General features: G+C 71.2%; 20 protein-coding genes and 1 pseudogene. 10 read left to right on the top strand and 11 right to left on the bottom strand.

Annotation, left to right across the window (positions count from 1 at the left end):
• Positions 1 to 1,338: a cytochrome P450 gene (locus tag ID554_RS24860; RefSeq protein WP_117227229.1), complete on the bottom strand. Its 1,338-nt coding sequence runs from the start codon at positions 1,336 to 1,338 to the stop codon at positions 1 to 3.
• 480 nt (positions 1,339 to 1,818) lie between these two features.
• On the opposite strand from ID554_RS24860, the gene ID554_RS24855 reads away from it, so the two are divergent.
• A complete protein-coding gene (locus tag ID554_RS24855; protein ID WP_117227201.1) occupies positions 1,819 to 2,067 on the top strand; it encodes a DUF2630 family protein in 249 nt (82 codons plus the stop codon).
• A gap of 126 nt (positions 2,068 to 2,193) precedes the next feature.
• Here the strand turns inward: ID554_RS24855 and ID554_RS24850 are convergent, their stop codons facing one another.
• Entirely contained in the window at positions 2,194 to 2,838 is a 645-nt protein-coding gene (locus ID554_RS24850) for an HAD family hydrolase (protein ID WP_117227200.1), read from the bottom strand.
• Positions 2,839 to 2,985: 147 nt separating this feature from the next.
• Between ID554_RS24850 and ID554_RS24845 the strand changes: the two genes are divergently transcribed.
• From ID554_RS24845 to mug, 6 genes are all read left to right on the top strand, one after another.
• The gene (locus tag ID554_RS24845; protein ID WP_117227199.1) at positions 2,986 to 3,558 is read left to right on the top strand and encodes a TetR/AcrR family transcriptional regulator; all 573 of its coding nucleotides are present in this window, start codon (positions 2,986 to 2,988) and stop codon (positions 3,556 to 3,558) included.
• 101 nt (positions 3,559 to 3,659) lie between these two features.
• On the top strand, positions 3,660 to 4,559 hold the full coding sequence (locus ID554_RS24840) for a TIGR04222 domain-containing membrane protein (RefSeq protein ID WP_117227198.1): 900 nt from the start codon (positions 3,660 to 3,662) through the stop codon (positions 4,557 to 4,559).
• A complete protein-coding gene (locus ID554_RS24835) occupies positions 4,556 to 5,371 on the top strand; it encodes a DUF692 domain-containing protein (protein WP_117227228.1) in 816 nt (271 codons plus the stop codon). Before ID554_RS24840 ends, ID554_RS24835 begins: the two co-directional genes overlap by 4 nt.
• Positions 5,368 to 5,835, top strand: a complete 468-nt coding sequence (locus ID554_RS24830; protein ID WP_117227197.1) for a hypothetical protein — start codon at positions 5,368 to 5,370, stop codon at positions 5,833 to 5,835. Before ID554_RS24835 ends, ID554_RS24830 begins: the two co-directional genes overlap by 4 nt.
• Before the next feature lie 119 nt (positions 5,836 to 5,954).
• The gene (locus ID554_RS24825; protein WP_117227196.1) at positions 5,955 to 6,716 is read left to right on the top strand and encodes an SDR family oxidoreductase; all 762 of its coding nucleotides are present in this window, start codon (positions 5,955 to 5,957) and stop codon (positions 6,714 to 6,716) included.
• Positions 6,713 to 7,357, top strand: coding sequence for a G/U mismatch-specific DNA glycosylase (gene mug, locus ID554_RS24820; protein WP_117227195.1), 645 nt, complete (start codon positions 6,713 to 6,715; stop codon positions 7,355 to 7,357). Before ID554_RS24825 ends, mug begins: the two co-directional genes overlap by 4 nt.
• A 6-nt stretch (positions 7,358 to 7,363) precedes the next feature.
• On the opposite strand, the gene ID554_RS24815 is transcribed toward mug, so the two are convergent.
• The 9 genes and pseudogenes from ID554_RS24815 to ID554_RS24780 form a co-directional block, all read right to left on the bottom strand.
• Complete coding sequence (locus tag ID554_RS24815) at positions 7,364 to 9,340, bottom strand: ABC transporter ATP-binding protein (protein WP_117227227.1); 1,977 nt, start codon at positions 9,338 to 9,340, stop codon at positions 7,364 to 7,366.
• A 111-nt stretch (positions 9,341 to 9,451) separates the two neighbouring features.
• Positions 9,452 to 10,219, bottom strand: a complete 768-nt coding sequence (locus ID554_RS24810; protein WP_117227194.1) for an enoyl-CoA hydratase/isomerase family protein — start codon at positions 10,217 to 10,219, stop codon at positions 9,452 to 9,454.
• A 49-nt stretch (positions 10,220 to 10,268) separates the two neighbouring features.
• A complete protein-coding gene (locus ID554_RS24805; protein WP_007072022.1) occupies positions 10,269 to 10,496 on the bottom strand; it encodes a helix-turn-helix domain-containing protein in 228 nt (75 codons plus the stop codon).
• 258 nt (positions 10,497 to 10,754) lie between these two features.
• The gene (locus ID554_RS24800) at positions 10,755 to 12,359 is read right to left on the bottom strand and encodes an ABC-F family ATP-binding cassette domain-containing protein (protein WP_117227193.1); all 1,605 of its coding nucleotides are present in this window, start codon (positions 12,357 to 12,359) and stop codon (positions 10,755 to 10,757) included.
• Between the two features lie 211 nt (positions 12,360 to 12,570).
• Positions 12,571 to 12,761, bottom strand: a pseudogene (locus tag ID554_RS31945) (hypothetical protein); the annotation flags it as partial.
• Positions 12,762 to 12,881: 120 nt separating this feature from the next.
• Positions 12,882 to 13,661 (bottom strand): NAD(P)H-binding protein, encoded by a 780-nt coding sequence (locus ID554_RS24795; RefSeq protein ID WP_117227226.1) that lies wholly within the window; start codon positions 13,659 to 13,661, stop codon positions 12,882 to 12,884.
• A 248-nt stretch (positions 13,662 to 13,909) separates the two neighbouring features.
• A complete protein-coding gene (locus tag ID554_RS24790; protein ID WP_117227192.1) occupies positions 13,910 to 14,572 on the bottom strand; it encodes an acVLRF1 family peptidyl-tRNA hydrolase in 663 nt (220 codons plus the stop codon).
• Between the two features lie 69 nt (positions 14,573 to 14,641).
• Positions 14,642 to 15,289: a nucleoside/nucleotide kinase family protein gene (locus ID554_RS24785; RefSeq protein WP_223884229.1), complete on the bottom strand. Its 648-nt coding sequence runs from the start codon at positions 15,287 to 15,289 to the stop codon at positions 14,642 to 14,644.
• Positions 15,270 to 16,316: a LacI family DNA-binding transcriptional regulator gene (locus ID554_RS24780; protein WP_199489157.1), complete on the bottom strand. Its 1,047-nt coding sequence runs from the start codon at positions 16,314 to 16,316 to the stop codon at positions 15,270 to 15,272. The genes ID554_RS24785 and ID554_RS24780 overlap by 20 nt, the downstream gene beginning before the upstream one ends.
• A gap of 276 nt (positions 16,317 to 16,592) precedes the next feature.
• Between ID554_RS24780 and ID554_RS24775 the strand changes: the two genes are divergently transcribed.
• Genes ID554_RS24775 through ID554_RS24765 form a run of 3 tightly spaced genes read left to right on the top strand, consistent with a single transcriptional unit; the run spans position 16,593 to position 19,408 of the window.
• Positions 16,593 to 17,579 carry an ABC transporter substrate-binding protein gene (locus tag ID554_RS24775; RefSeq protein ID WP_117227190.1) on the top strand — a complete coding sequence of 329 codons (987 nt, stop codon included), beginning with the start codon at positions 16,593 to 16,595 and terminating at the stop codon, positions 17,577 to 17,579.
• Positions 17,580 to 17,619: 40 nt separating this feature from the next.
• Entirely contained in the window at positions 17,620 to 18,645 is a 1,026-nt protein-coding gene (locus ID554_RS24770; RefSeq protein WP_117227189.1) for an ABC transporter permease, read from the top strand.
• On the top strand, positions 18,638 to 19,408 hold the full coding sequence (locus tag ID554_RS24765) for an ATP-binding cassette domain-containing protein (RefSeq protein WP_117227188.1): 771 nt from the start codon (positions 18,638 to 18,640) through the stop codon (positions 19,406 to 19,408). Before ID554_RS24770 ends, ID554_RS24765 begins: the two co-directional genes overlap by 8 nt.
• Position 19,409: the final 1 nt, after the last annotated feature.

Below are 19,409 nucleotides of genomic sequence, written 5' to 3'. Positions count from 1 at the left end.
TCACGCCGCGACACCCGCCGCCGGCCGCAGGACCGCCTCGACCGGCGCAAGGGGACGCAACGCGGCGGCCACCTTGATGCCGGGTACGGCCGGACGGCACAGCCGGAACCGGAACCGGCTCAGCAGGCTGGCCACGATCAGCGTCGCCTCCAGGTAGAACAGGTGCATGCCCAGGCACTGGTGCGGGCCCCCACCGAACGGGAAGTGCGTGTACCGGTGCCGCTGCCGGGCCTGCTCGGGCCGGAACCGGTCCGGGTCGAAGACCTCGGGCCGCTCCCAGAACATCGACATTCGGTGGGTGATCAGTGGGCTGACCACCACGGTGGAGCCAGCCGGGATCCGGACTCCGCCGACGACGTCCTCCTCGACCGCGTTGCGGGGGAAGAGCCAGCCGATCGGATAGAGCCGGAGCAACTCGTCCAGCACCTGCCGGGTGTACCGCAGGTCGCGCAGGTGTTCCCGGCGTACCGGCTGGCCGCCGACCACCTCGTCGATCTCGGCCTGCAGACGGGCGGCGATCTCGGGGTTGCGCTCGATGTGCGGCCACAGCCAGGTGAGGACGCTGATCGTGGTCTCGGTGGTGGTGGCCACCATCGCCACGGTGTCGTTGCGGACCTGCTGCTCGTCGAGTCGACCACCGTCCTCGGTGCGTCCCCGCCACAACGTGCTGATGATGTCGTCGGCGCCGTCGACGGCCTCGTGGCGGGTGGCCCGCACGGTCGGCAACAGCAGGTCGTCGATGAGCTGTACGGCCCGGCGGAACGTCCGGTCGCCCGGCATGGGCACGGCCAGCGGTGCCCATGGCACCAGGATCCTGGGCATCACCGACCGGGCGATGGCATCCTGCGCCTGCATGATCCGCATCGCGTCGGACACCGAGATCCTGTCCGCGAAGAAGACCCGCATGATCGCCGAACAGACGATCCGGGCCTGCACCGTGCCCATGTCCACCGGCCGGCCGGTACGCGCCGGCTCCGCCAGTTCGTCGACGGCCTCCTCGATCGCCACGGCCAGACGGTCGACCATCGTGTCGATGCGGCGGGCGGTGAACAGCGGCTGGAGGATCTGTCGGCTGTCGGCCCAGTGCTCGCCGTCACCGAGGATGCCCTCGCCGAAGAGGCGTTTCAACGGACGCCACTGCAGACCGTCGCCGGCACGCACGTAGTTGCCGGACCGCTCGCGCAGCACCTGTTGCAGGTGCTCGGGGTGGGTGACCAGGTACGGGCGCAGCGAGCCGAGATTGAGCCGGACGACCTGGCCCGCAGAGCGTTCACCGAACTCCACGAGGGCCCGGGCCGGATCACGCAGCAGGTTGGGTAGCGTGTGCCATAGAGGTATCGATGCTGCTCGCCGGATTCGGGCGCAGTTCACGTCGTCGGCTCCCAGTTGCGGGCCCCGGGGGTGGGGGGCGTTACTCTTTGGAATGGCATGATTGCGATGAGCATGACATTGCGGTAGCACTCCTCACTAGTCACGCGACGAGAAATCTTCACCGTCGACATTCCCGCCGTCCACAACAGAGGTGTGCCGCCCGATCCGTCCACGCCAGGGACGCCGCACCCGGCCCGCGACCCGGCCCGCCGCTCGTCGCGCCTGCTCAGCACCGATCTGAACGGGGCCACCTCACACGCCGCGCCGCCGCGACGCGAGGCATCCGGCGAGCCCGCCTCGCACACTCAGGTGATCTATATCATCCCTGCTCAGATCGGGGTTCGGAGTCCACGACAGCTATCGGTCCACCGGGTGGGCGGGCCACCGGCCGGGTCCCGCCACGGAGAACCCGGACGCGGCAGGGCACGCTGTGCCAGGCTCAGGGGCATGGACGACAAGACGATCCTGAGCCGGATCTCCGGTCTGGTCGACGAGGAGCACCGGCTGCGCGCCGAGGCGCAGGCCCACGAGGCGGGCACCGACGACGAGGCCCGCACCCGGCTGCGTGAGCTGGAGGAGTCCCTCGACCAGTGCTGGGACCTGCTACGCCGCCGACGCGCCGCGCGACAGGCACACGGCGACCCCGACGCCCAGGGCGCGCGTCCGGTGCCCGAGGTCGAGCGGTACCTGCAGTAGGCACCTCGCGGACTCGTAGCGTCAGCGCAGACCGGCTTCGCGGGCCAGCACCATCAGGGCCTCGACCAGTTGCTCCCACAGCCCGCGCAGCTCGTCCGGGGCGGGGCGCAGCTCGGCCAACCGGTTTTACGCGCCCATGATCGCGGCGATGGCGGCGATCACCGTGTCGACCGTGACCGTCGGCGCGAACCGGGCGTCCGTCCAGGGCCGGCCCCGGTGCAGCCAGATGCTGGGCAGGCCGACCGCGGTGGCGCCGCCGATGTCGGCCTCCGGGCCGTCGCCGATCACCCAGGCGCCGCGCAGCGGCATCCGGGCCCGCTGGGCGGCCAGCGCGAAGATCCGCGGGTTGGGCTTGCTGACCCCGGCCTCTTCGGAGATGACCCAGTCGGCCACGTAGCGATCCAGCCCGGTACGCCGGATCTTGGCGTCCTGCAGGCGTACCGTGCCGTTGGTGACCACCACCGGCATCCAGCCGGCGTCGTCGGCGATCCGCAGCGCGCAGGCGACCAGGGGATCGAGCCGGGTGTACTCGACGACGCCGTCGTGCAGCTCCTCCACCAGGTCGATGGACGGAATCCGCAGGCGGTAGCGGTCCCGGATGGCGTCCGCGACGTCCCAACGGTCGGTCAACCCGTCGGCATCGATCGACAACAGCCATTCGATGTCGTGTGCGGGCGCACCGATGCCGTCGAGGAAACGCTCTGCCCAGGTGCGGAACGGCCCGGCCCGGTCGAGCAGGGTGTTGTCCAGATCCAGCAGGAGCAGCGGCACTCGGGCACCTTACGGGAATTCGGTACCCGCCCGACAGGGCCGGAGGTTACGCGGTGATGTCGTACCGGCACTGACCACGCACCGGGGCCCACTTCCAAGCCGTACGTACGGTTTGCATTACCCCGGGTGAGCTGACACGATCGAGATGTGCCCAGAGTAAGTCAGGACCAGCTCGACGCTCGCCGACACGAGATCCTCACCGCCGCGCGCGCCTGTTTCGCCCGACACGGTTACGAGGGCGCCACCGTTCGCCGGCTCGAGGAGGCGACCGGGTTGTCCCGAGGGGCCATCTTCCACCACTTCCGCGACAAGGACTCCCTCTTCCTGGCCGTCGCCGAGGACGACGCGGCGACGATGGTGGAGACGGTCGCCCGCAACGGTCTGGTCCAGGTGATGCGGGATCTGCTCGCCCGGGCGGTCTCCCCGGACACCACCGGATGGCTCGGCAGCCAACTGGAGGTCTCCCGGCGGCTGCGGACCGACCCGGCCTTCGCCAAGCGGTGGGCCGAGCGCTCGGCGGCCATCGCCGACGCCACCCGCGAGCGACTGTCCCGGCAACGCGAGGCCGGGGTGCTGCGCGAGGACCTACCCATCGACGTGCTGGCCCGCTTCCTCGAACTCGCCTACGACGGCCTGGTCCTGCACCTGGCCATGGGACGACCCGCCGGTGACCTCGGTCCCGTCCTCGACCTGGTCGAGGAGGCCGTCCGCCGCCGCTGAGCAACCGGTAACGGCCCGATAACCTCGCCGCCCCCGTCTCGGCGCAGTGGCGTCCACGCTCCACAATGAATGCGCGTCCCTTCGCGCTACAGGAGCAGACCATGACGGACTTCGCGGCGGACTTCCACACGTGGGGCATTCCCAGCCTCACCTTCCTGTTCTTCTACCTGGCGGCGGCTGTCGTACTCGCCGTCGGCACCCTGATCCACCGCCGGACGCTGCTGTCCGGCCGTACCGCGCCCCCCGCCGACCAGCTCGGTCCGCAGCAGGTCGCCTACCTCAACGGCGGGAAGAACCTGGCGGTCTGGACCGCCATCGGCGCCCTGCGCGGCCAGGGCGTGATCGGGGTGGACCGGCGCCATCGACTGACCGCTGACGCTCCCCTGCCAACCGGCGCGACCCCGCTCGACCGCGCCGTCCACCACGCCGCGACCCAGCGCTGCCCTGCCCGACAGGTCGCCAGGACCGAGTGGGTGGTCCGCGCGCTCGCCGAACTCCGCGACGGCCTGGACCGGCACGGGCTGCTGATCACCCCGGAGCAGCGGGTGGCCCTGCGGATCGGCCCGCTGCTGATGGCCGTGCTGTCAGCGGTCGGCATCGCGCGGATCGTCGCCGGGGTGATGAACGGACGACCGGTCTGGTATCTCGTGGCCGTCGTGCTCGGGCTCATGGTGCTGTGCACGCTGCTGTTCGCCCTGGTGCCCCGACGCACCAAGGCCGCCAACGCGGCACTGCGGCTGTTGCGCATGCGCAACAGCCACCTGGCCCCCCACAGCAACCCGTCGTACGCAACCTACGGTGCCGCCGGCACCGCGATGGCGGTGGCCCTCTACGGCAGCGCCACGATCTGGGCACTGGATCCCACCTTCGCTCAGCAGGCCGAACTCCAACGTCAGGCGGCGGCCAGCACCAGCGGCACCGCGGCGTGCGGCGGCAGCAGCACCGCGGACGCCAGCGGCGGAGGCTGCGGCGGAGGCGGCGGAGGCGGGTGCGGCGGATGACCGGCCCGCACGGGGTGGGCATCGGCTGGCGACCGGAGATCGCCGGATTCGTCGCCGACCTGCCCGGCCTGCGCTTCGTCGAGGTGGTCGCCGAGGGCGTGTCCCCCACCGACCCACCCGACGGGCTGGTCGAGCTGCGGCGGCACGGCGTGACCGTGGTGCCGCACGGGGTACGGCTCTCCCTCGGCGGCGCCGAGCCGGTCGAGCCGGCCCGGGTCAGCCACCTGGCGGCGGTCGCCGAGGCACTGGCGGCCCCGCTGGTCAGTGAGCACATCGCCTTCGTCCGGGCCGGCGGTCTGGAGGCGGGGCACCTGCTGCCGCTGCCCCGCACCCGGGAGGCGGTCGACGTGCTCTGTGCCAACGTCGCGCGAGCCCGGGCCGAGTTGCCGGTGCCGATCGCGTTGGAACCGATCGCCGCGCTGTTCGACTGGCCGGACGACGAACTCGACGAGGCGGCGTTCCTCAGCGAGATCCTGGACCGCACCGACGCGCTGCTGCTGCTCGACATCGCCAACGTGCACGCCAATGCCCGTAACCGGGGCACCGATCCGCTGGCCCTGCTGGACCGGCTGCCGTTGGAACGCGTCGCGTACGTGCACGTCGCCGGGGGCGCCGACCACGGTGGGTTCTATCACGACACCCACACCGACCCGGTCGGTGCGGACGTACTCGACCTGCTCGCCGAGTTGTGCGCGCGGCACCGGCCACCGGCGGTCATGTTGGAACGCGACGGCCACTACCCGCCCGCCACCGAACTGCGCGCCGAGTTGGACGCCGTGGCCGCCGCCTGCGGGTTCCCGGTGGTGACGTGACCACCGACGCCCACGAGCCGCCCGGAACGCTGGCCGAACGGCAGGCGCGGCTGGTGGCCGCGCTGGTGGCCGGCGGCCCGCCGCCACCAGGGTTCGCCCCCGCACCGCTGGCCGCCGCCCGCGCGGCGCTGCTGCGCAAGCGCGCCGGCGAGGTCGCCCGACACTGGCCGCTGCTCGCCGCCGCGCTCGGTCCACGCTGGCCGTCAGCCTTCCTCACCTGGGCCGCCGACCGGCCCACCGGCGGCGGTCTGCGCGACGGCTGGGACCTGGCCCGCGCGCTGCGCGAACGCGCCGAACTACCGCCGCTGGGCGCCGAGGAACTCGCCGTGCGGGAGGCAGCCCTGCGCTACGACGGACGCCGGGCACCACGCCCACGCCGGTCCCCCGCCGTCGGCCGCGTCGACGGCGCCGTCGCGGTCCAGCTCGCCGGCCGAGCGCGCCTCCTCCGCCCCGCCCGGAGGTAAGGAAGGGTCCCTTCCTAACGCCTGCGGTATAGGAAGGGGCCCTTCCTAACATCCAGGGCCGGTGCGTCGGACGGACCCGGGGATGCCGGGCCGGCACCGGCTGCGGCAGGATCGGTGGCATGGATCTAGGACTCACCGACCGGGTGTACGTGCTCACCGGCGCCTCCCGCGGCCTCGGTCACGCCACGGCGCGGTGCCTGGTCACCGACGGTGCCCGGGTAGTGCTCTCGGCCCGGCACGCCGACACGGTGGCCGCCGCCACGGCCGGACTGGGCGGGCCGGAGCACGCCGTCGGCATCACCGCCGACCTCACCGACCCGGACACTCCCGAACGGCTGGTGCAGGCCGCCCACCAGCACTTCGGTCGGCTCGACGGTGCCCTGGTCTCAGTGGGCGGACCACCCCCCGGCAGCGCCGCCTCGGTCGACGACGACCAGTGGCGGCACGCCTTCGAGACCATCTTCCTGGGCAGCGTACGCACGGTGCGCACGGTGGCCGGGGCGCTGCCGGACGGGGGCGCCATCGCGCTGGTGCTGTCCACCTCGGTGCGGGACCCGGTGCCCGGGCTGGGCATCTCCAACGGGCTCCGCCCCGGCCTGGCCGGGGTCGCCAAGGACGTCGCCGACGAGTACGGCCCCCGTGGCGTACGGGTGGTCGGGCTGTTGCCGGGGCGGATCATGACCGATCGGAACCGGGAACTCTTCGCGGCCAGCGGCGACCCCGAACGGGCCCGGGCCGAGGCAGAGGCCGGCATCCCTCTGCGCCGCATCGGTGACCCCGACGAGTTCGGCCGGGTGGCCGCGTTCGTGCTCTCCCCGGCCGCGAGCTACCTGACCGGGGTCACCATCCCGGTCGACGGCGGCGCGCTGCGCGGCCTGTGACCGGGCAACCGGAGGGCAGCCAGGCCCGACGGACCCGCCGCACCACGGGTCCCGGCCCCGGATCCGCGTCCCGCGCCAGCCACGCCGATCGGGAACGCCGACCGACCCGGGAGGAGTTGGCGGCGGCCGTGGACCAGCTGCTGCCGGATGTCGTCGCGCCCGGGTCGGACGTGCTCTTCGTCGGGATCAACCCCGGGCTGTGGTCGGCCGCGACCGGCTGGCACTTCGCCCGCCCCGGCAACCGATTCTGGCCGGCGCTGCACCGGGGCGGATTCACCCCGCGCCTGATGCACCCCAGCGAACAGGACGAGTTGCCCGGCCTCGGGCTGGGCATCACCAACATGGTGGCCCGGGCCAGCGCCCGCGCCGACGAGCTGTCCGCCGCCGAGCTGGTCGACGGGGCACGGGAGCTGACCGGCAAGGTCGACGCGTACCGGCCGCGCTGGGTGGCGGTGGTCGGGGTGACCGCGTACCGGATCGGGTTCGCCCGGCCGAAGGCCACCTTCGGCCGGCAGCCCGAGTCGCTGGCCGGCGCCCACCTCTGGGTACTGCCGAATCCCAGCGGCCTGAACGCGCACTACACCCCGCAGACGCTCGGTGCCGCCTTCGCCGAACTGCGCGAGGCGACGACCCGGGAGTGAACGCCCTCAGTTGGCGGCGGCGGGCGGCAGCGCCTCGTCGGCGAGGTACTCCCGCGAGGGGATGACCACCGGCTCCACCATCGCCTGGCCGATGTACGGGGTCGGCGAGTCGGCGACCGCGAACTGGGTGCGGTACAGCTCGGCGTAGAGGCCGCCGACGGCGACCAGTTCGTCGTGCCGGCCTCGCTCGACGATGCGCCCCTCGTCGAGGACGAGGATCTGGTCGGCGTCGCGGACCGTGGATAGCCGGTGCGCGATCACCAGCGCGGTACGCCCCGTCAGCGCCACCGCCAGCGCCCGCTGCACCGCCGCCTCGCTCTCCGAGTCGAGGTGCGCGGTCGCCTCGTCGAGGATCACGATCGACGGCGCCTTGAGCAGCAGCCGGGCGACCGCGATGCGCTGCTTCTCGCCCCCGGAGAAGCGGTAGCCGCGTTCACCGACGGTGGTGTCCAGCCCGTCGGGCAGCGACCGGACCAGGTCGGCGACCTGCGCACCGGCCAGCGCCGCCCACAGCTCGTCGTCGGTGGCGTCCGGCTTGGCGTAGCGCAGGTTCTCGGCGATCGTCTCGTGGAACAGGTGCGAGTCCTGGGTGACCACGCCGATCTCGTCCCGCAGCGAGTCGAGGGTGGCGTCGCGTACGTCCACCCCGCCGACCAGCACCTGACCATCAGTGACGTCGTAGATGCGGGAGATCAGCATGGACAGCGTGGACTTGCCTGCGCCGGAGGGTCCGACCAGGGCGACCATCTGCCCGGGCTCGACCCGGAAGGAGACGCCCTTGAGCACCGGCTCATTGACCGTACGGTCCAGCGTGGCGACCTCCTCCAGCGACGCGAGGGAGATCTCGGCGGCGCTCGGGTAGCGGAAGCGCACGTCGTTGAACTCGACCCGGCCCGCGTCGCGGGGCACCGGGACCGCGCCGGGCCGCTCCTTGATCGCCGGATCCAGGTCGAGCACCTCGAAGACCCGGTCGAACGAGACCAGCGCGCTCATCACGTCGACCCGAACGTTGCTCAGCGCGGTGAGCGGACCGTATAGCCGGGTCAACAGCAACGCGAGCGTCACCACCGTGCCGGCGCTGACCTCGCCGGTGACCGCCAGCCACCCGCCGAGACCATAGGTGAGCGCCTGGGCCAGCGAGGCGACCAGCAGCATCGCCACGAAGAACGTCCGCGAGTACATCGCGGAGGTGATGCTGATGTCGCGTACCCGCTCGGCGCGGGCGGCGAACCGGCCGGCCTCGGCGTCCGGACGGCCGAAGAGCTTCACCAGCAACGCGCCCGCGACCCCGAACCGCTCGGTCATGGTCGCGTTCATCTTGGCGTCGAGGTTGTACGACTCGCGGGTGATCTCGGCCAGCCGCCGGCCGACCCGCCGGGCCGGGATGATGAACACCGGCAGCAGCACCAGCGACAACGCGGTGATCTGCCAGGAGAGGGTGAGCATCACGGTGGCGGTGAGCAGCAGTTGGATCACGTTGCTGACCACGCCGGAGAGCGTCGAGGTGAAGGCCCGTTGAGCCCCCATCACGTCGTTGTTGAGCCGGCTGACCAGCGCACCGGTCTGGGTGCGGGTGAAGAACTGCAACGGCATCCGCTGCACGTGGTCGTAGACCCGGGTGCGCAGGTCGAGGATGATTCCCTCGCCGATACGCGCCGAGTACCAGCGCTGTGCGAGGGAGAGCATCGCGTCGGCGACGGCCAGACCGGCGATGAAGAACGCCAGCCGGATCACCAGCGCACCGGCCTCGGAGCCGCCCCGGGTGATCGCGTCGATGACCTGGCCGGCGAGCAGCGGGGTGGCGACCCCGATCACCGCCGCGACGATCACGGTCAGCAGGAACACGACGATGTCGCGCCGGTACGGCCGGGCGAACGCCACGATCCGCCGGGCGACTCCGCGCTGCAACCGGTGGCTGGAGATCTCGTCACCGTTGCGCATCGACCGCAGCATGCTCCAACCGCCCATGCCGCCAGCGGCCATCGGGTTGGACACGCTCACCTCCGGGTCGAGGCCTCGGTACGCCGTCGGGTCAATTCTCCCGACAGCTACGACAACCTCGTGAGTAACCCGGAACTTCCCAAACGGTCCTTACTATTCTGCGTACCCGGCGAGATCGCGGATCCGCCGGGTCTGTGCCTCCCGCTCGGCCCGCTGCTGCTCGGCGTGGGTCCGTCCGGCCGCACCGGCGAGCAGCGCCTTGATCTCCACCACGGCGTCGCGCTGGTGGGCGAGCAGCCCGGCGGCGAGGTCACGCACCGCGTCGTCCAGCTCCGCGGTCGGCACCACCAGGGTGGCCAGGCCGATCCGGTCCGCCTCGGCGGCGTCCATCCGCCGGCCGGTCGCGCAGATCTCCAGCGCACGGGCGTAGCCGACCAACTCGACCAGACGCTTCGTGCCGGCCAGGTCCGGCACCAGGCCCAGCGTGACCTCGGCCATGGACAGCTTCGCGTCCTGCGCCAGCACCCGCAGGTCACAGGCGAGGGCGAGCTGGAATCCGGCGCCGATGGCGTGCCCCTGCACGGCCGCCACCGAGATGACGTCCGGGCGGTGCAGCCAGGTGAAACCACCCTGGAAGGCGGCGATCTGGTCGGCGCACTCCGCTTCCGGCAGTGCGGCCAACTCGGCGAACGAACCCGGCCCGGTGGCACCCGCGACCGCCAGGTCGAGGCCGGCGGAGAACGCCCGGCCCTCACCCCGCACGACCACGACACGTACGTCACCGGGCAGGTCCCGGGAGAAGTCGCTCATCGCGCGCCACATCGACGGGGTCTGCGCGTTGAGCACGTCGGGCCGACACAGGGTGACCGTGGCGATCGGCCCGTCACATTCCAGCCGGACCCCGGTCGCCTCGGTGGTCACCGGGCGGCCCGGGTCACGGTGGTGGTGAATGACGCTGACGGGCGGCGGGTCACGCCTTCTTGCGGCGCCGGGCGCCGCCGCGCTGCCGCAGCTGCACCCCGGACTCGGTGAGCACGCGGTGGATGAACCCGTAGGATCGGCCGGTCGAGGCCGCGAGAGCACGAATGCTCTCTCCTCCGGTGTACCGCTTGACGAGGTCCTTGGCGAGCGTCTGACGCTCGGCTCCGACGATCCGGCGACCCTTCTCAGTGCTGGTGGCTGTGCCAGTGGCTGCCATGCTGTGTCCTCACGTCCCAGACTGTGCGGTTCGGATACGGTCCCACCTATTAGACCGCCTCGAACGATCATGCGCCAGATATCAACTATTCGCCAACCGACACGCTATGCAATGTCAGCTTCCCGATAGGTGACGACAGTCGGGCGCGACCCCGTAACGGCCCGCCGGACAGGGCACGCTCCTGCCGCTGACACCGGTGTCAGGAAGGGACCCCTGCTATACACCAGGCGTTAGTAGGGTGCCCTTCCTGACACCCTGTCAGGCCAGCTCGACCAGTTCGAGCAGGTCGTCGCTCCAGGCGTCCTCGTCGCCGTCCGGCAGCAGGATGGCCCGGTCGGGCTTGAGCGCCAGCACCGCGCCCGGGTCGTGCGTGACCAGGACGATCGCGCCCGGGTAGTTGGCGATCGCGTCGAGCACCTGCTCGCGGCTCACCGGGTCGAGGTTGTTGGTCGGCTCGTCCAGCAGCAGCACGTTCGCCCCGGAGCAGACCAGCGTCGCCAGCGCCAGCCGGGTCTTCTCCCCGCCGGAGAGCACCCCGGCGGGCTTGTCCACGTCCTCCCCGGAGAAGAGGAAGGCACCGAGGATCTTGCGCAGGTCGGTGTCGGTCTGCTCGATCGAGGCGGCCCGCATGTTCTCCAGCACGGTCCGCCCGACGTCAAGCGTCTCGTGCTCCTGCGCGTAGTAGCCCAACCGCAGCCCGTGCCCGGGCCGCACCTCGCCGGTGTCCGGCTCCAGCAACCCGCCGAGCATCCGCAGCAGCGTGGTCTTGCCGGCGCCGTTGAGCCCCAGGATGGCCACCCGGGAACCCCGGTCCACCGCCACGTCCACGTCGGTGAAGATCTCCAGCGACCCGTACGACTTGGACAGGCCGCTCGCGGTCAGCGGGGTCTTGCCGCACGCCGCCGGGGCCGGGAAACGCACCTTGGCCACCTTGTCGGCGACCCGGACCTCCTCCAGACCCGACATCAGGCGCTCGGCCCGGCGGGCCATGTTCTGCGCGGCCACCGTCTTGGTGGCCTTCGCCCGCATCTTGTCCGCCTGGGCCATCAGCGCGCCGGCCTTCTTCTCGGCGTTGGCCCGCTCCCGGCGTCGCCGCCGCTCGTCGGTCTCCCGCGCCTCCAGGTACGCCTTCCAGCCCAGGTTGTAGACGTCGACCACGGAACGGGTGGCGTCCAGGAACCAGACCTTGTTGACCACCGATTCCAGCAGGTCACCGTCGTGCGAGATGACCACCAGACCGCCCTTGTGGTTGGCCAGGAAGCCGCGCAGCCAGGTGATCGAGTCGGCGTCGAGGTGGTTGGTGGGCTCGTCGAGCAGCAGGATGCCGCCGCCGTTGTCGCCCGCGTCCCGGAACAGGATCCGGGCCAGTTCGATGCGACGACGCTGACCACCGGAGAGGGTGCCGATGGTCTGGGCCAGGGCCCGGTCGGGCAGCCCCAGGTTGGCGCAGATCCGGGCCGCCTCGGCCTCGGCCGCGTACCCGCCGAGGGCGGCGAACTGGTCCTCCAGCGCGCCGTAGCGGCGGACCAGCTTCTCGTCGCCGCCGTCGGCAAGCTGGTTCTCCAGGTCCTTCATCCCGGCCATCAGGGTGTCCAGGCCGCGGGCGGAGAGCACCCGGTCGCGGCCGGTGACCTCCAGATCGCCGGTACGGGGATCCTGCGGCAGATAGCCGACGGGGCTGCGCCGGTCGACCTGCCCGGCGTACGGCTGGCCCTCACCGGCCAGCACCTTCAAACTGGTGGTCTTGCCGGCGCCATTGCGGCCGACCAGGCCGATCCGGTCCCCAGGCTGCACCCGCAGCGTGGTGTCGGACAGCAGGATCCGGGCGCCGGCGCGCAGTTCCAGGCCGCTGGCAGTGATCATGTCGGGGTACTCGCTCTCGGGATCCGCAGGGCTGACTCAGGGCACACGAAAGCGCCGGCGGATCATGGTGACCCGTCGGCGCGGGGCGTTCAGCCTTCGCAGAGCAGCACGGCTCGATTGTACCGGGCCCGGGTGGACGGCGAACGCGGATTACCGACCAAGATCGTCGGATACCGATTCTGGCCTCGGGGCTGGCGCCCCGGCACTGATTCGGCAGGTAGTTGATCGGCAGGCCCTCGCCGTAGCGATGACCCTCCCCGGTCAAAATCTGCGCCCCGTGCTCCAGCGACGCCAGCACCGTCGTTGCCAGGTCGACCCGACTGGTCACCCCAGCCAGTACGACAGCTCCCACCAGTCCTCGCCCCGCGTGGGCAGCACCGCGCAGGCATCCATCGCCAGCAGCACAGGGGCAAGTTCACAGCCCCTGCCCAACGTCGAGCGCACGGGGATAGCGGCGGCCCGGGATCGGAATGTGCGGTTGGGTCGGCCGCCGGCGCCGGTGCCGCAACCTGGATCGTGACGTCAACGCAGGGCCGGACGCAGATGCTGGCCGGCCCAGGCGGCGAGCGACGTCGGGGTCGTGGTCGCGTACGAGCGCGGGTTCTCGGGTACGAAGTCGTCCCGAGTTCCGGCGCCCATCCCGACGGCGGCCTCGGACAGGACCGCGGCGACGTCGCGGTAGCTGAGATCCTCGGGACCGTGCACGGCCTGCACGACCCGCCCGTCCCAGGTCCGGGACAGCAGCCGGCCAGCCGCCACCGCGGCGATATCCTGCGGTGCCACCCACGGCAGGGGCCGGTCCAGCGACATGGTGGTCGTCAGGACCCCGCCCCTGAGCGAGTCGATGTCCATCAGCAGGTTCGTGAAGAAGTATCCGCACCGCAAATGCGCTACCGCACAGCCGGCCGCGTCGAGAGCCTGCTCCGTGACGGCGAGACCGTCGATCTCCCCCACACCGTGCCGCTTCTCCGCCCCCACGCTGGACTGGAAGACGACCCGGTCGATCGTGTTCTCCCGCACTGCCCGCGTCACGCTGCGGGTCAGACGCGCGTACCCGTCGAGCGGGTCGTCTCCCCCGACGATCGGGTCCACCCAGTACAGCGCCGCAATGTCCCGGGTCGCATCGACCACCCCGTCCTCATCGGTCAGGTCGACCTCGACGATGTCGACACCGTCGACAACCCCGGGATCGAGACTGGCAGCGTCGCGGACCAACACCCGTGGCCGTTCCCCGGCCTGAACGAGCAGCCGTACGAGGTGCGAGCCCACGTTCCCGGTCGGTGTCGTCAGCACGATGGTCATACCCCCATCCTGCGGCCAGCCCGCGAGTACCTCGACCGCTGGCGGTGTGCACCGCCCGTCGTGCGTGGTCACGGCCGGGCTGGAGGCGTAGGTGGGCTGGTGCGCCAGCACCAGGGCTGCTGCGGTGAGCGGGGCGTGGCCGGCGACGACCAGGAGCAGGACGTCGATGCGGCAGGGGCTGTCCCGGCACCAGCAGGCTAGCTAGGTCCGCGTCGACCATGTCGCGGCGTGCGGCGGCCACCAGGGGATCAGGTGGCCGGTCTACTGTCCGTTTCGCGGATCAGGATGTGCACCGCGCGGGCGGCGGTGACGGCGGCGACCAGCACCGCGTGCCGGGGCTCGGGTACGTCGAGCAGCCGGTCGGCGCGCAGCGCGGCGAGTGGGGCGAGCCGACGGTCGGCCAGCACGGTGTCCACGGCCCGACGGTCACCACCGGCGACCACTGCGTCCAGCCGCTCGGCCTGCGGCAGCAGCAGGCGGACCGCCAGGTCGACAGCGTCGGCGAGCGCGGCCTTGGCCTGGTTGTCGCGCCGCCGGGCGAACCGCTGCTGCGACCAGCCTCCGGCGGCGGTACGCCCCTGCACGTATCGCGTGTCGACCTTGTGCACCGGCAGCCGCTCCCCCTCCGCGACGCCGACCGCCACCGCGCCCTTGCGGGCCAGCAGCAGCCCGATCCGGCGCGGTGCGACGGCCTCCGCGACGAAGGTGTCCAGGTCCGGGGCGACCGGCGCGCCCGGCGGTGTATGCAGTTCGGCGGTGGCGCCGTCCGGGGCGGAGAGCAGCAGCCCGTACTCCTGCGCGGTGGTGGTGGGTGGCCCGTGCCGGCCGGTGAAGCCGGCCACCCAGCGTTCGATCCGGGCCGGGTCGACCTCGACCCACCGGCCTCCCCCGGCGGCGGGTCGGCTGCTCATCACCCGACCCTACGGCAGACGGACGGGACGGCACCGCCGGGCGGGGACAGGTGGCGGCGGGAGTGCCCCTCAGTCGGTCGGCACGAGGTGGACCAGCAGGTCGGCGGCGCGACGCGACTCGGCGATGACGGCCGCGTTGGCCTGGTCGCTGCCCTGCGCCCAGGCGCGGGCCGCGTCGGGCGTCTTGCCGAAGGCGACGTGGCGGGCGACGAGCCGTTCGAGACGGGCCTCGTCGGCCACCTCCAGATACCAGGTGGTGTCGAGCAGGTCTCGGACGAACTTCCACGGATGCGAGTCGAGTAGCAGGTAGTTGCCCTCGGTGACGACGATCGGGGTGGTGCGGGGCACCGGGATGCTGGCGCCGATCGGCTCCTCGATGTCGCGACGGAACGTCGGCGCGTAGACGACCTCGTCGGTCTGGTCGCGCAGCCGGCGCAGGAGGGCGAGGTAGCCGTCCGCGTCGAAGGTGTCCGCGGCGCCCTTGCGGTCGGTGCGGCCGAGTGCTCCGAGGACCGCGTTGCTCAGGTGGAAGCCGTCCATCGGCACCAGGACGGCCTGCGGGCCGAGCTGACGGACGAGGGCTTCCGCGACGGTGCTCTTGCCGGCGCCGGGCGGACCGACGATGCCGATGAGCGTACGGTCGGCACCCGCCGACATCGCCCGGGCGCGGTCGGCGAGTCCACAGAGCGTCAGGGTGTCAGCCGGCGGCCAGGACACTGTCCACACTCCCCTGTGCCTGGTGCGGCACGGCCCCGCAGCCGCACGAGTCGCGGTGCCGGAAGGTGGCCGGCACCACCACGGACTGCGGCGCCCGGTCCGGTCGCCGGATCCGGGCGAGCAGGAGTTCGACGGCGGTCGAAGCGAGCCGGGCGGCGTCCTGCGCCATCGCCGAGATCTGCGGGTCGAACAGGTCGGCCCATTCGAAGTCGTCGTAGCAGACCAGGGCGATGTCGTGGGGCACCTTCAGCCCGGCACGCCGGATGGCGCGGAGCGCGCCGAGGGTCATCTGGTTGTTCGAGACGACCAGGGCGGTGGCCGGTTCGTCCGAGGCGAGGTGTTCGACCAGGCGCTGCTCCGCGACCCGTTCGTCGGACTCACCGGCGATGACCAGAGCCGGGTCGGTCGCCAGCCCCAGTTCCGCGACGGCCCGGTGGTAGCCGGCAAGCCGGTCCTGGGCCGACATCTCCCGCACGGCACCCCGGACGTAGCCGATCCTGTGGTGCCCCTGGGCCGCCAGGTGGGCCGTGAGGTGATGGATCGAGTCCAGGCACTCGGAGTACACCTGGTCGCCCGGCAGCGTGGACCGGCGGTCGAGAAAGATGGTCGGCAACTGCTCGTCGAGCAGCTTCTGCAGGCACTGGGTGAGTTCGCTGTGGCCTTCGAGCGGATTCACGATGAGGCCGCTCACCCGCCGCGCCAGCAGGTGGTTGATCACGTCCAACTCGACCTCGGGGTCGTCGTTGGTGTCGGCCAGGATCAGGGTGTACCCGGCCCGGCGCAGGTGCCGCTCGATGTCCCGGATGAGCGCGGCGAAGTACGGGTTGGTGACCACGGACATCGCCAGCCCGATGGTGTCCGTGGACTGGGTGGCCAGGGCCCGGGCGGCGAGGTTGTGCCGGTAGCCGGTCGACTCCAGCGCCTTGCGCACGAGTTCCTCGGTCTCCGGGGCGACCTTGCGTGTCTTGTTGAGCACATGGGACACGGTCGTCGTCGACACCCCGGCGATCCGTGCTACCTCCGCCATCGTCGCCACGTCGTTTTTGCACCCTTTCCCCCGGCTCGTCACTAGTCCTACGACTGCCGGACCACGACGAGAAGGAGCTCAATCTAACCAAAGGCAAGCCCTTGCGCAAGCGGTTGCGCGGGGGTAAAGTTCCGCCATCTTCAAGGCGCGCAAGCGGTTGCGCAGCCATTGAAGTGCTGGTGGAGGCACCCGACGGCGCAAGACGGCCCGACCGGACGCCGGGAGGCGGAACTCTAACCCAAAGATCGGTCCGACCAACGATAAGGATCAGGTGGCATGAAAAGAACATTCCGGACATTTGTCGGTGTGGCCATGGCCGGCACGCTCGCCTTCTCGGTGGCCGCCTGTGGCAACGACTCCGCCGCGGAAGGCGGCGGCGAGGAGCAGCTGACCATCGGGTTCGTCCCGGGCATCGCCTCCGACCCGTTCTTCAAGGCCATGCAGGTCGGCGCCGAGGCGAAGGCCCAGGAGCTGGGCATCAGGCTGCTGTGGCAGGGCGCGCCGGACGAGTACTCGCCGCAGTCACAGCTCCCGTTCGTCGACTCGATGCTCACCCAGCAGGTGGACGGGCTCGTCCTCGTCCCCACCGACCCGGACGCGCTGCAGCCCAGCGTCACCAAGGCGCAGTCGGCGAACATCCCGGTGGTGACCGTCGACACCACGGTCACCGACCAGAGCTACCTCACCTCGGCGATCACCGGTGACAACCGTGAGGGCGGCCGGCAAGCTGCTCAGACCCTGGCCGAGCAGATCGGCGAGTCCGGTGAGGTCTTCCTGATGTCAGGCTCGCCGACGGCGACCACCAACCAGCTCCGCGAAGAGGGCTTCACCGAGGAGCTGAAGAAGTACCCGGGCATCACCCTCGTCGGCAAGGAGTACGCCAACAGCCAACCGGCCCAAGCGACCTCCGCCGTCAACACGATCCTGCTGAAGCACCCGGACCTCAAGGGCATCTTCGCCGTGGACGGCACCTCCGGCTCCGGCACGGTGGCCGCGCTGCGCAACGCGGGCAAGGCCGACGAGGTCAAGCTCATCGGCTACGACGCCTACGACAACCAGGTCGCCGACCTCAAGGCCGGCATCTACAGCGCTCTCGTCGCCCAGAAGCCCGGCGACCAGGCCGCGCTGGCGCTGCAGAACCTGGTGGACACGATTCGCAACCAGAACGTGGACAGCATCGAGAAGAACGTCGTCATGGCGAACGTGGTGATGACCAACGACAACCTGGCCGAGACCGAGCAGTTCCAGTACCCGACCCAGTAGCCGGTCGCCAGGCAATGCGGATCTCCAGAGGAGGAGCGCCATGACGGCCGACATCACCCAGCCGACGAGCGAGACGCGCGGCAGCCGCCTGCTGGCGACACTGCTGCGGCAGGACGTGATCCTGCTCGGCGTCCTCATCGTGATGGTGGTCTTCTTCACCGCGATGAACCCGCTGTTCTTCAGCCGGTTCGCCTTCGCCAACATCCTGCAGGACTGGGCCCCGGTCATGCTGCTGGCGATCGGGCAGACGTACGTCATCATCACCGGCGGCATCGACCTGTCGGTCGGGTCCACTCTCGGTTTGAGCGGTGTCGCCGCCGCGATGACGATACGGTCCCTGAACGAGGGCGGCACGGCCGCCACCACGACGATCGCCGTCGGCGTGGTGGTGGCCCTCGCCACCGGTCTCGCGGTCGGCCTGGTCAACGGGCTACTCATCACCAGGGCCAAGCTGGCGCCGTTCATCGCCACGCTGGCCACCATGGGCGCCGCCGCCGGACTGACCCTGGTGCTGACCGGCGGGGTCCAGATCGCCGGCGGCCCCGCCGAGGTGATCCGGCTCGGTAACACGCAGTACCTGAATCTGCTGACCATCCCACTGATCGTCGTGCTCGCGGTGCTGGTGGTCGGCTGGCTGACGCTCAGCTTCACCCGCTTCGGCCGCTGGACGTACGCGGTGGGCTCCAACGGCTTCGCCGCCCGGGGCGCCGGAATCAACGTCGAGCGGCACCTGCTGAAGGTGTACATGCTGGCCGGGTTGATGGCCGGACTGGCCGGGTTGTTCGTCTACTTCCGGCTCGGCTCGGGTTCGCCCACCTCGGGCCAGGGCCAGGAACTGGCGGCGATCGCCGCAGCGGTCATCGGCGGCACCAGCCTGGCCGGCGGCATCGGCCGGATGTCCGGCACCGTGCTCGGCGCACTCATCACGACGGCGGTGCTGAGCGGCCTGATCCTGATCGGCGTCGCACCGAACTGGCAGCAGGTGGTCATCGGCGTCCTGATCGCCGTGGCCGTCGGCGTCCAGCAGATCAACGTTCGTACCAGGAGGGGAGCCGGCCGTGGCTGACGCACCCATCTACGAGGCCCGCGAGGTCACCAAGTCCTACGGCAGCGTCCGGGCGCTGACCGACGTCAACCTGTCCGTCCGGGCCGGTGAGATCATCGGTCTGGTCGGCGACAACGGCGCCGGCAAGTCGACGCTGGTGAAGGTGCTTTCCGGCGTGCACCGGCCGGACACCGGCGGCGTGTATCTCGACGGCGTGGCGCAGGAGTGGAAGTCGCCGCACGACGCCCTCCAGGCGGGCATCGAGACGCTGTACCAGGACTCCGGCCTCTGCCCCGACCTCACCATCAGCGGCAACGTCTTCCTCGGCCGGGAACGCCGACGGCCGGGGTTGCTCGGCAAGCTCGGATTCCTCGACAACAAGGCCATGGCCCGCGTCGCGCACGAGGAGTTGGAGCGGGCCGGGATCGGCCTGACGACCGGCGTACGCCGCAACGTCAACCAACTCTCCGGCGGGCAGCGGCAGGCCGTGGCCATCGGCCGCGCCGTCGCCTGGGCCCGCAAGGTGATCATCCTGGACGAGCCCACCAACCACCTCGGTGCCCGGCAGTCGGGCGAGGTGCTGAAGGTGATCGAAAGTGCGCGGGAACGCGGTCTGGGCGTCATTTTCATCTCGCACACACTGCCGCACGTGCTCCAGGTGACCGACCGCATCGTCGTGTTGCGACTCGGCCGGGTCGTGGCCGACGAGCCGACGTCGTCGTTCACCCCGGACTCGCTGCTGAAGGTGATCACCGGTCTGCACACTCCCGAGCCGAGGAGCTAGG

This window comes from Micromonospora craniellae (genome assembly GCF_014764405.1).
Classification (GTDB): Bacteria; Actinomycetota; Actinomycetes; order Mycobacteriales; family Micromonosporaceae; genus Micromonospora; species Micromonospora craniellae.
This window is presented reverse-complemented; position numbering and strand designations above follow the sequence as displayed.

Bases quoted from the DNA above. Each gene is read 5' to 3' on its own strand.
- ID554_RS24805 (WP_007072022.1), bottom strand. From the start codon at position 10,496: ATGGCAGCCACTGGCACAGCCACCAGCACTGAGAAGGGTCGCCGGATC.
- ID554_RS24770 (WP_117227189.1), top strand. From the start codon at position 17,620: ATGACGGCCGACATCACCCAGCCGACGAGCGAGACGCGCGGCAGCCGC.
- ID554_RS24835 (WP_117227228.1), top strand. From the start codon at position 4,556: ATGACCGGCCCGCACGGGGTGGGCATCGGCTGGCGACCGGAGATCGCC.
- ID554_RS24800 (WP_117227193.1), bottom strand. From the start codon at position 12,359: ATGATCACTGCCAGCGGCCTGGAACTGCGCGCCGGCGCCCGGATCCTG.
- ID554_RS24795 (WP_117227226.1), bottom strand. From the start codon at position 13,661: ATGACCATCGTGCTGACGACACCGACCGGGAACGTGGGCTCGCACCTC.
- ID554_RS24775 (WP_117227190.1), top strand. From the start codon at position 16,593: ATGAAAAGAACATTCCGGACATTTGTCGGTGTGGCCATGGCCGGCACG.
- ID554_RS24815 (WP_117227227.1), bottom strand. From the start codon at position 9,340: ATGGCCGCTGGCGGCATGGGCGGTTGGAGCATGCTGCGGTCGATGCGC.
- ID554_RS24855 (WP_117227201.1), top strand. From the start codon at position 1,819: ATGGACGACAAGACGATCCTGAGCCGGATCTCCGGTCTGGTCGACGAG.
- ID554_RS24825 (WP_117227196.1), top strand. From the start codon at position 5,955: ATGGATCTAGGACTCACCGACCGGGTGTACGTGCTCACCGGCGCCTCC.
- ID554_RS24790 (WP_117227192.1), bottom strand. From the start codon at position 14,572: ATGAGCAGCCGACCCGCCGCCGGGGGAGGCCGGTGGGTCGAGGTCGAC.
- ID554_RS24840 (WP_117227198.1), top strand. From the start codon at position 3,660: ATGACGGACTTCGCGGCGGACTTCCACACGTGGGGCATTCCCAGCCTC.
- ID554_RS24780 (WP_199489157.1), bottom strand. From the start codon at position 16,316: ATGGCGGAGGTAGCACGGATCGCCGGGGTGTCGACGACGACCGTGTCC.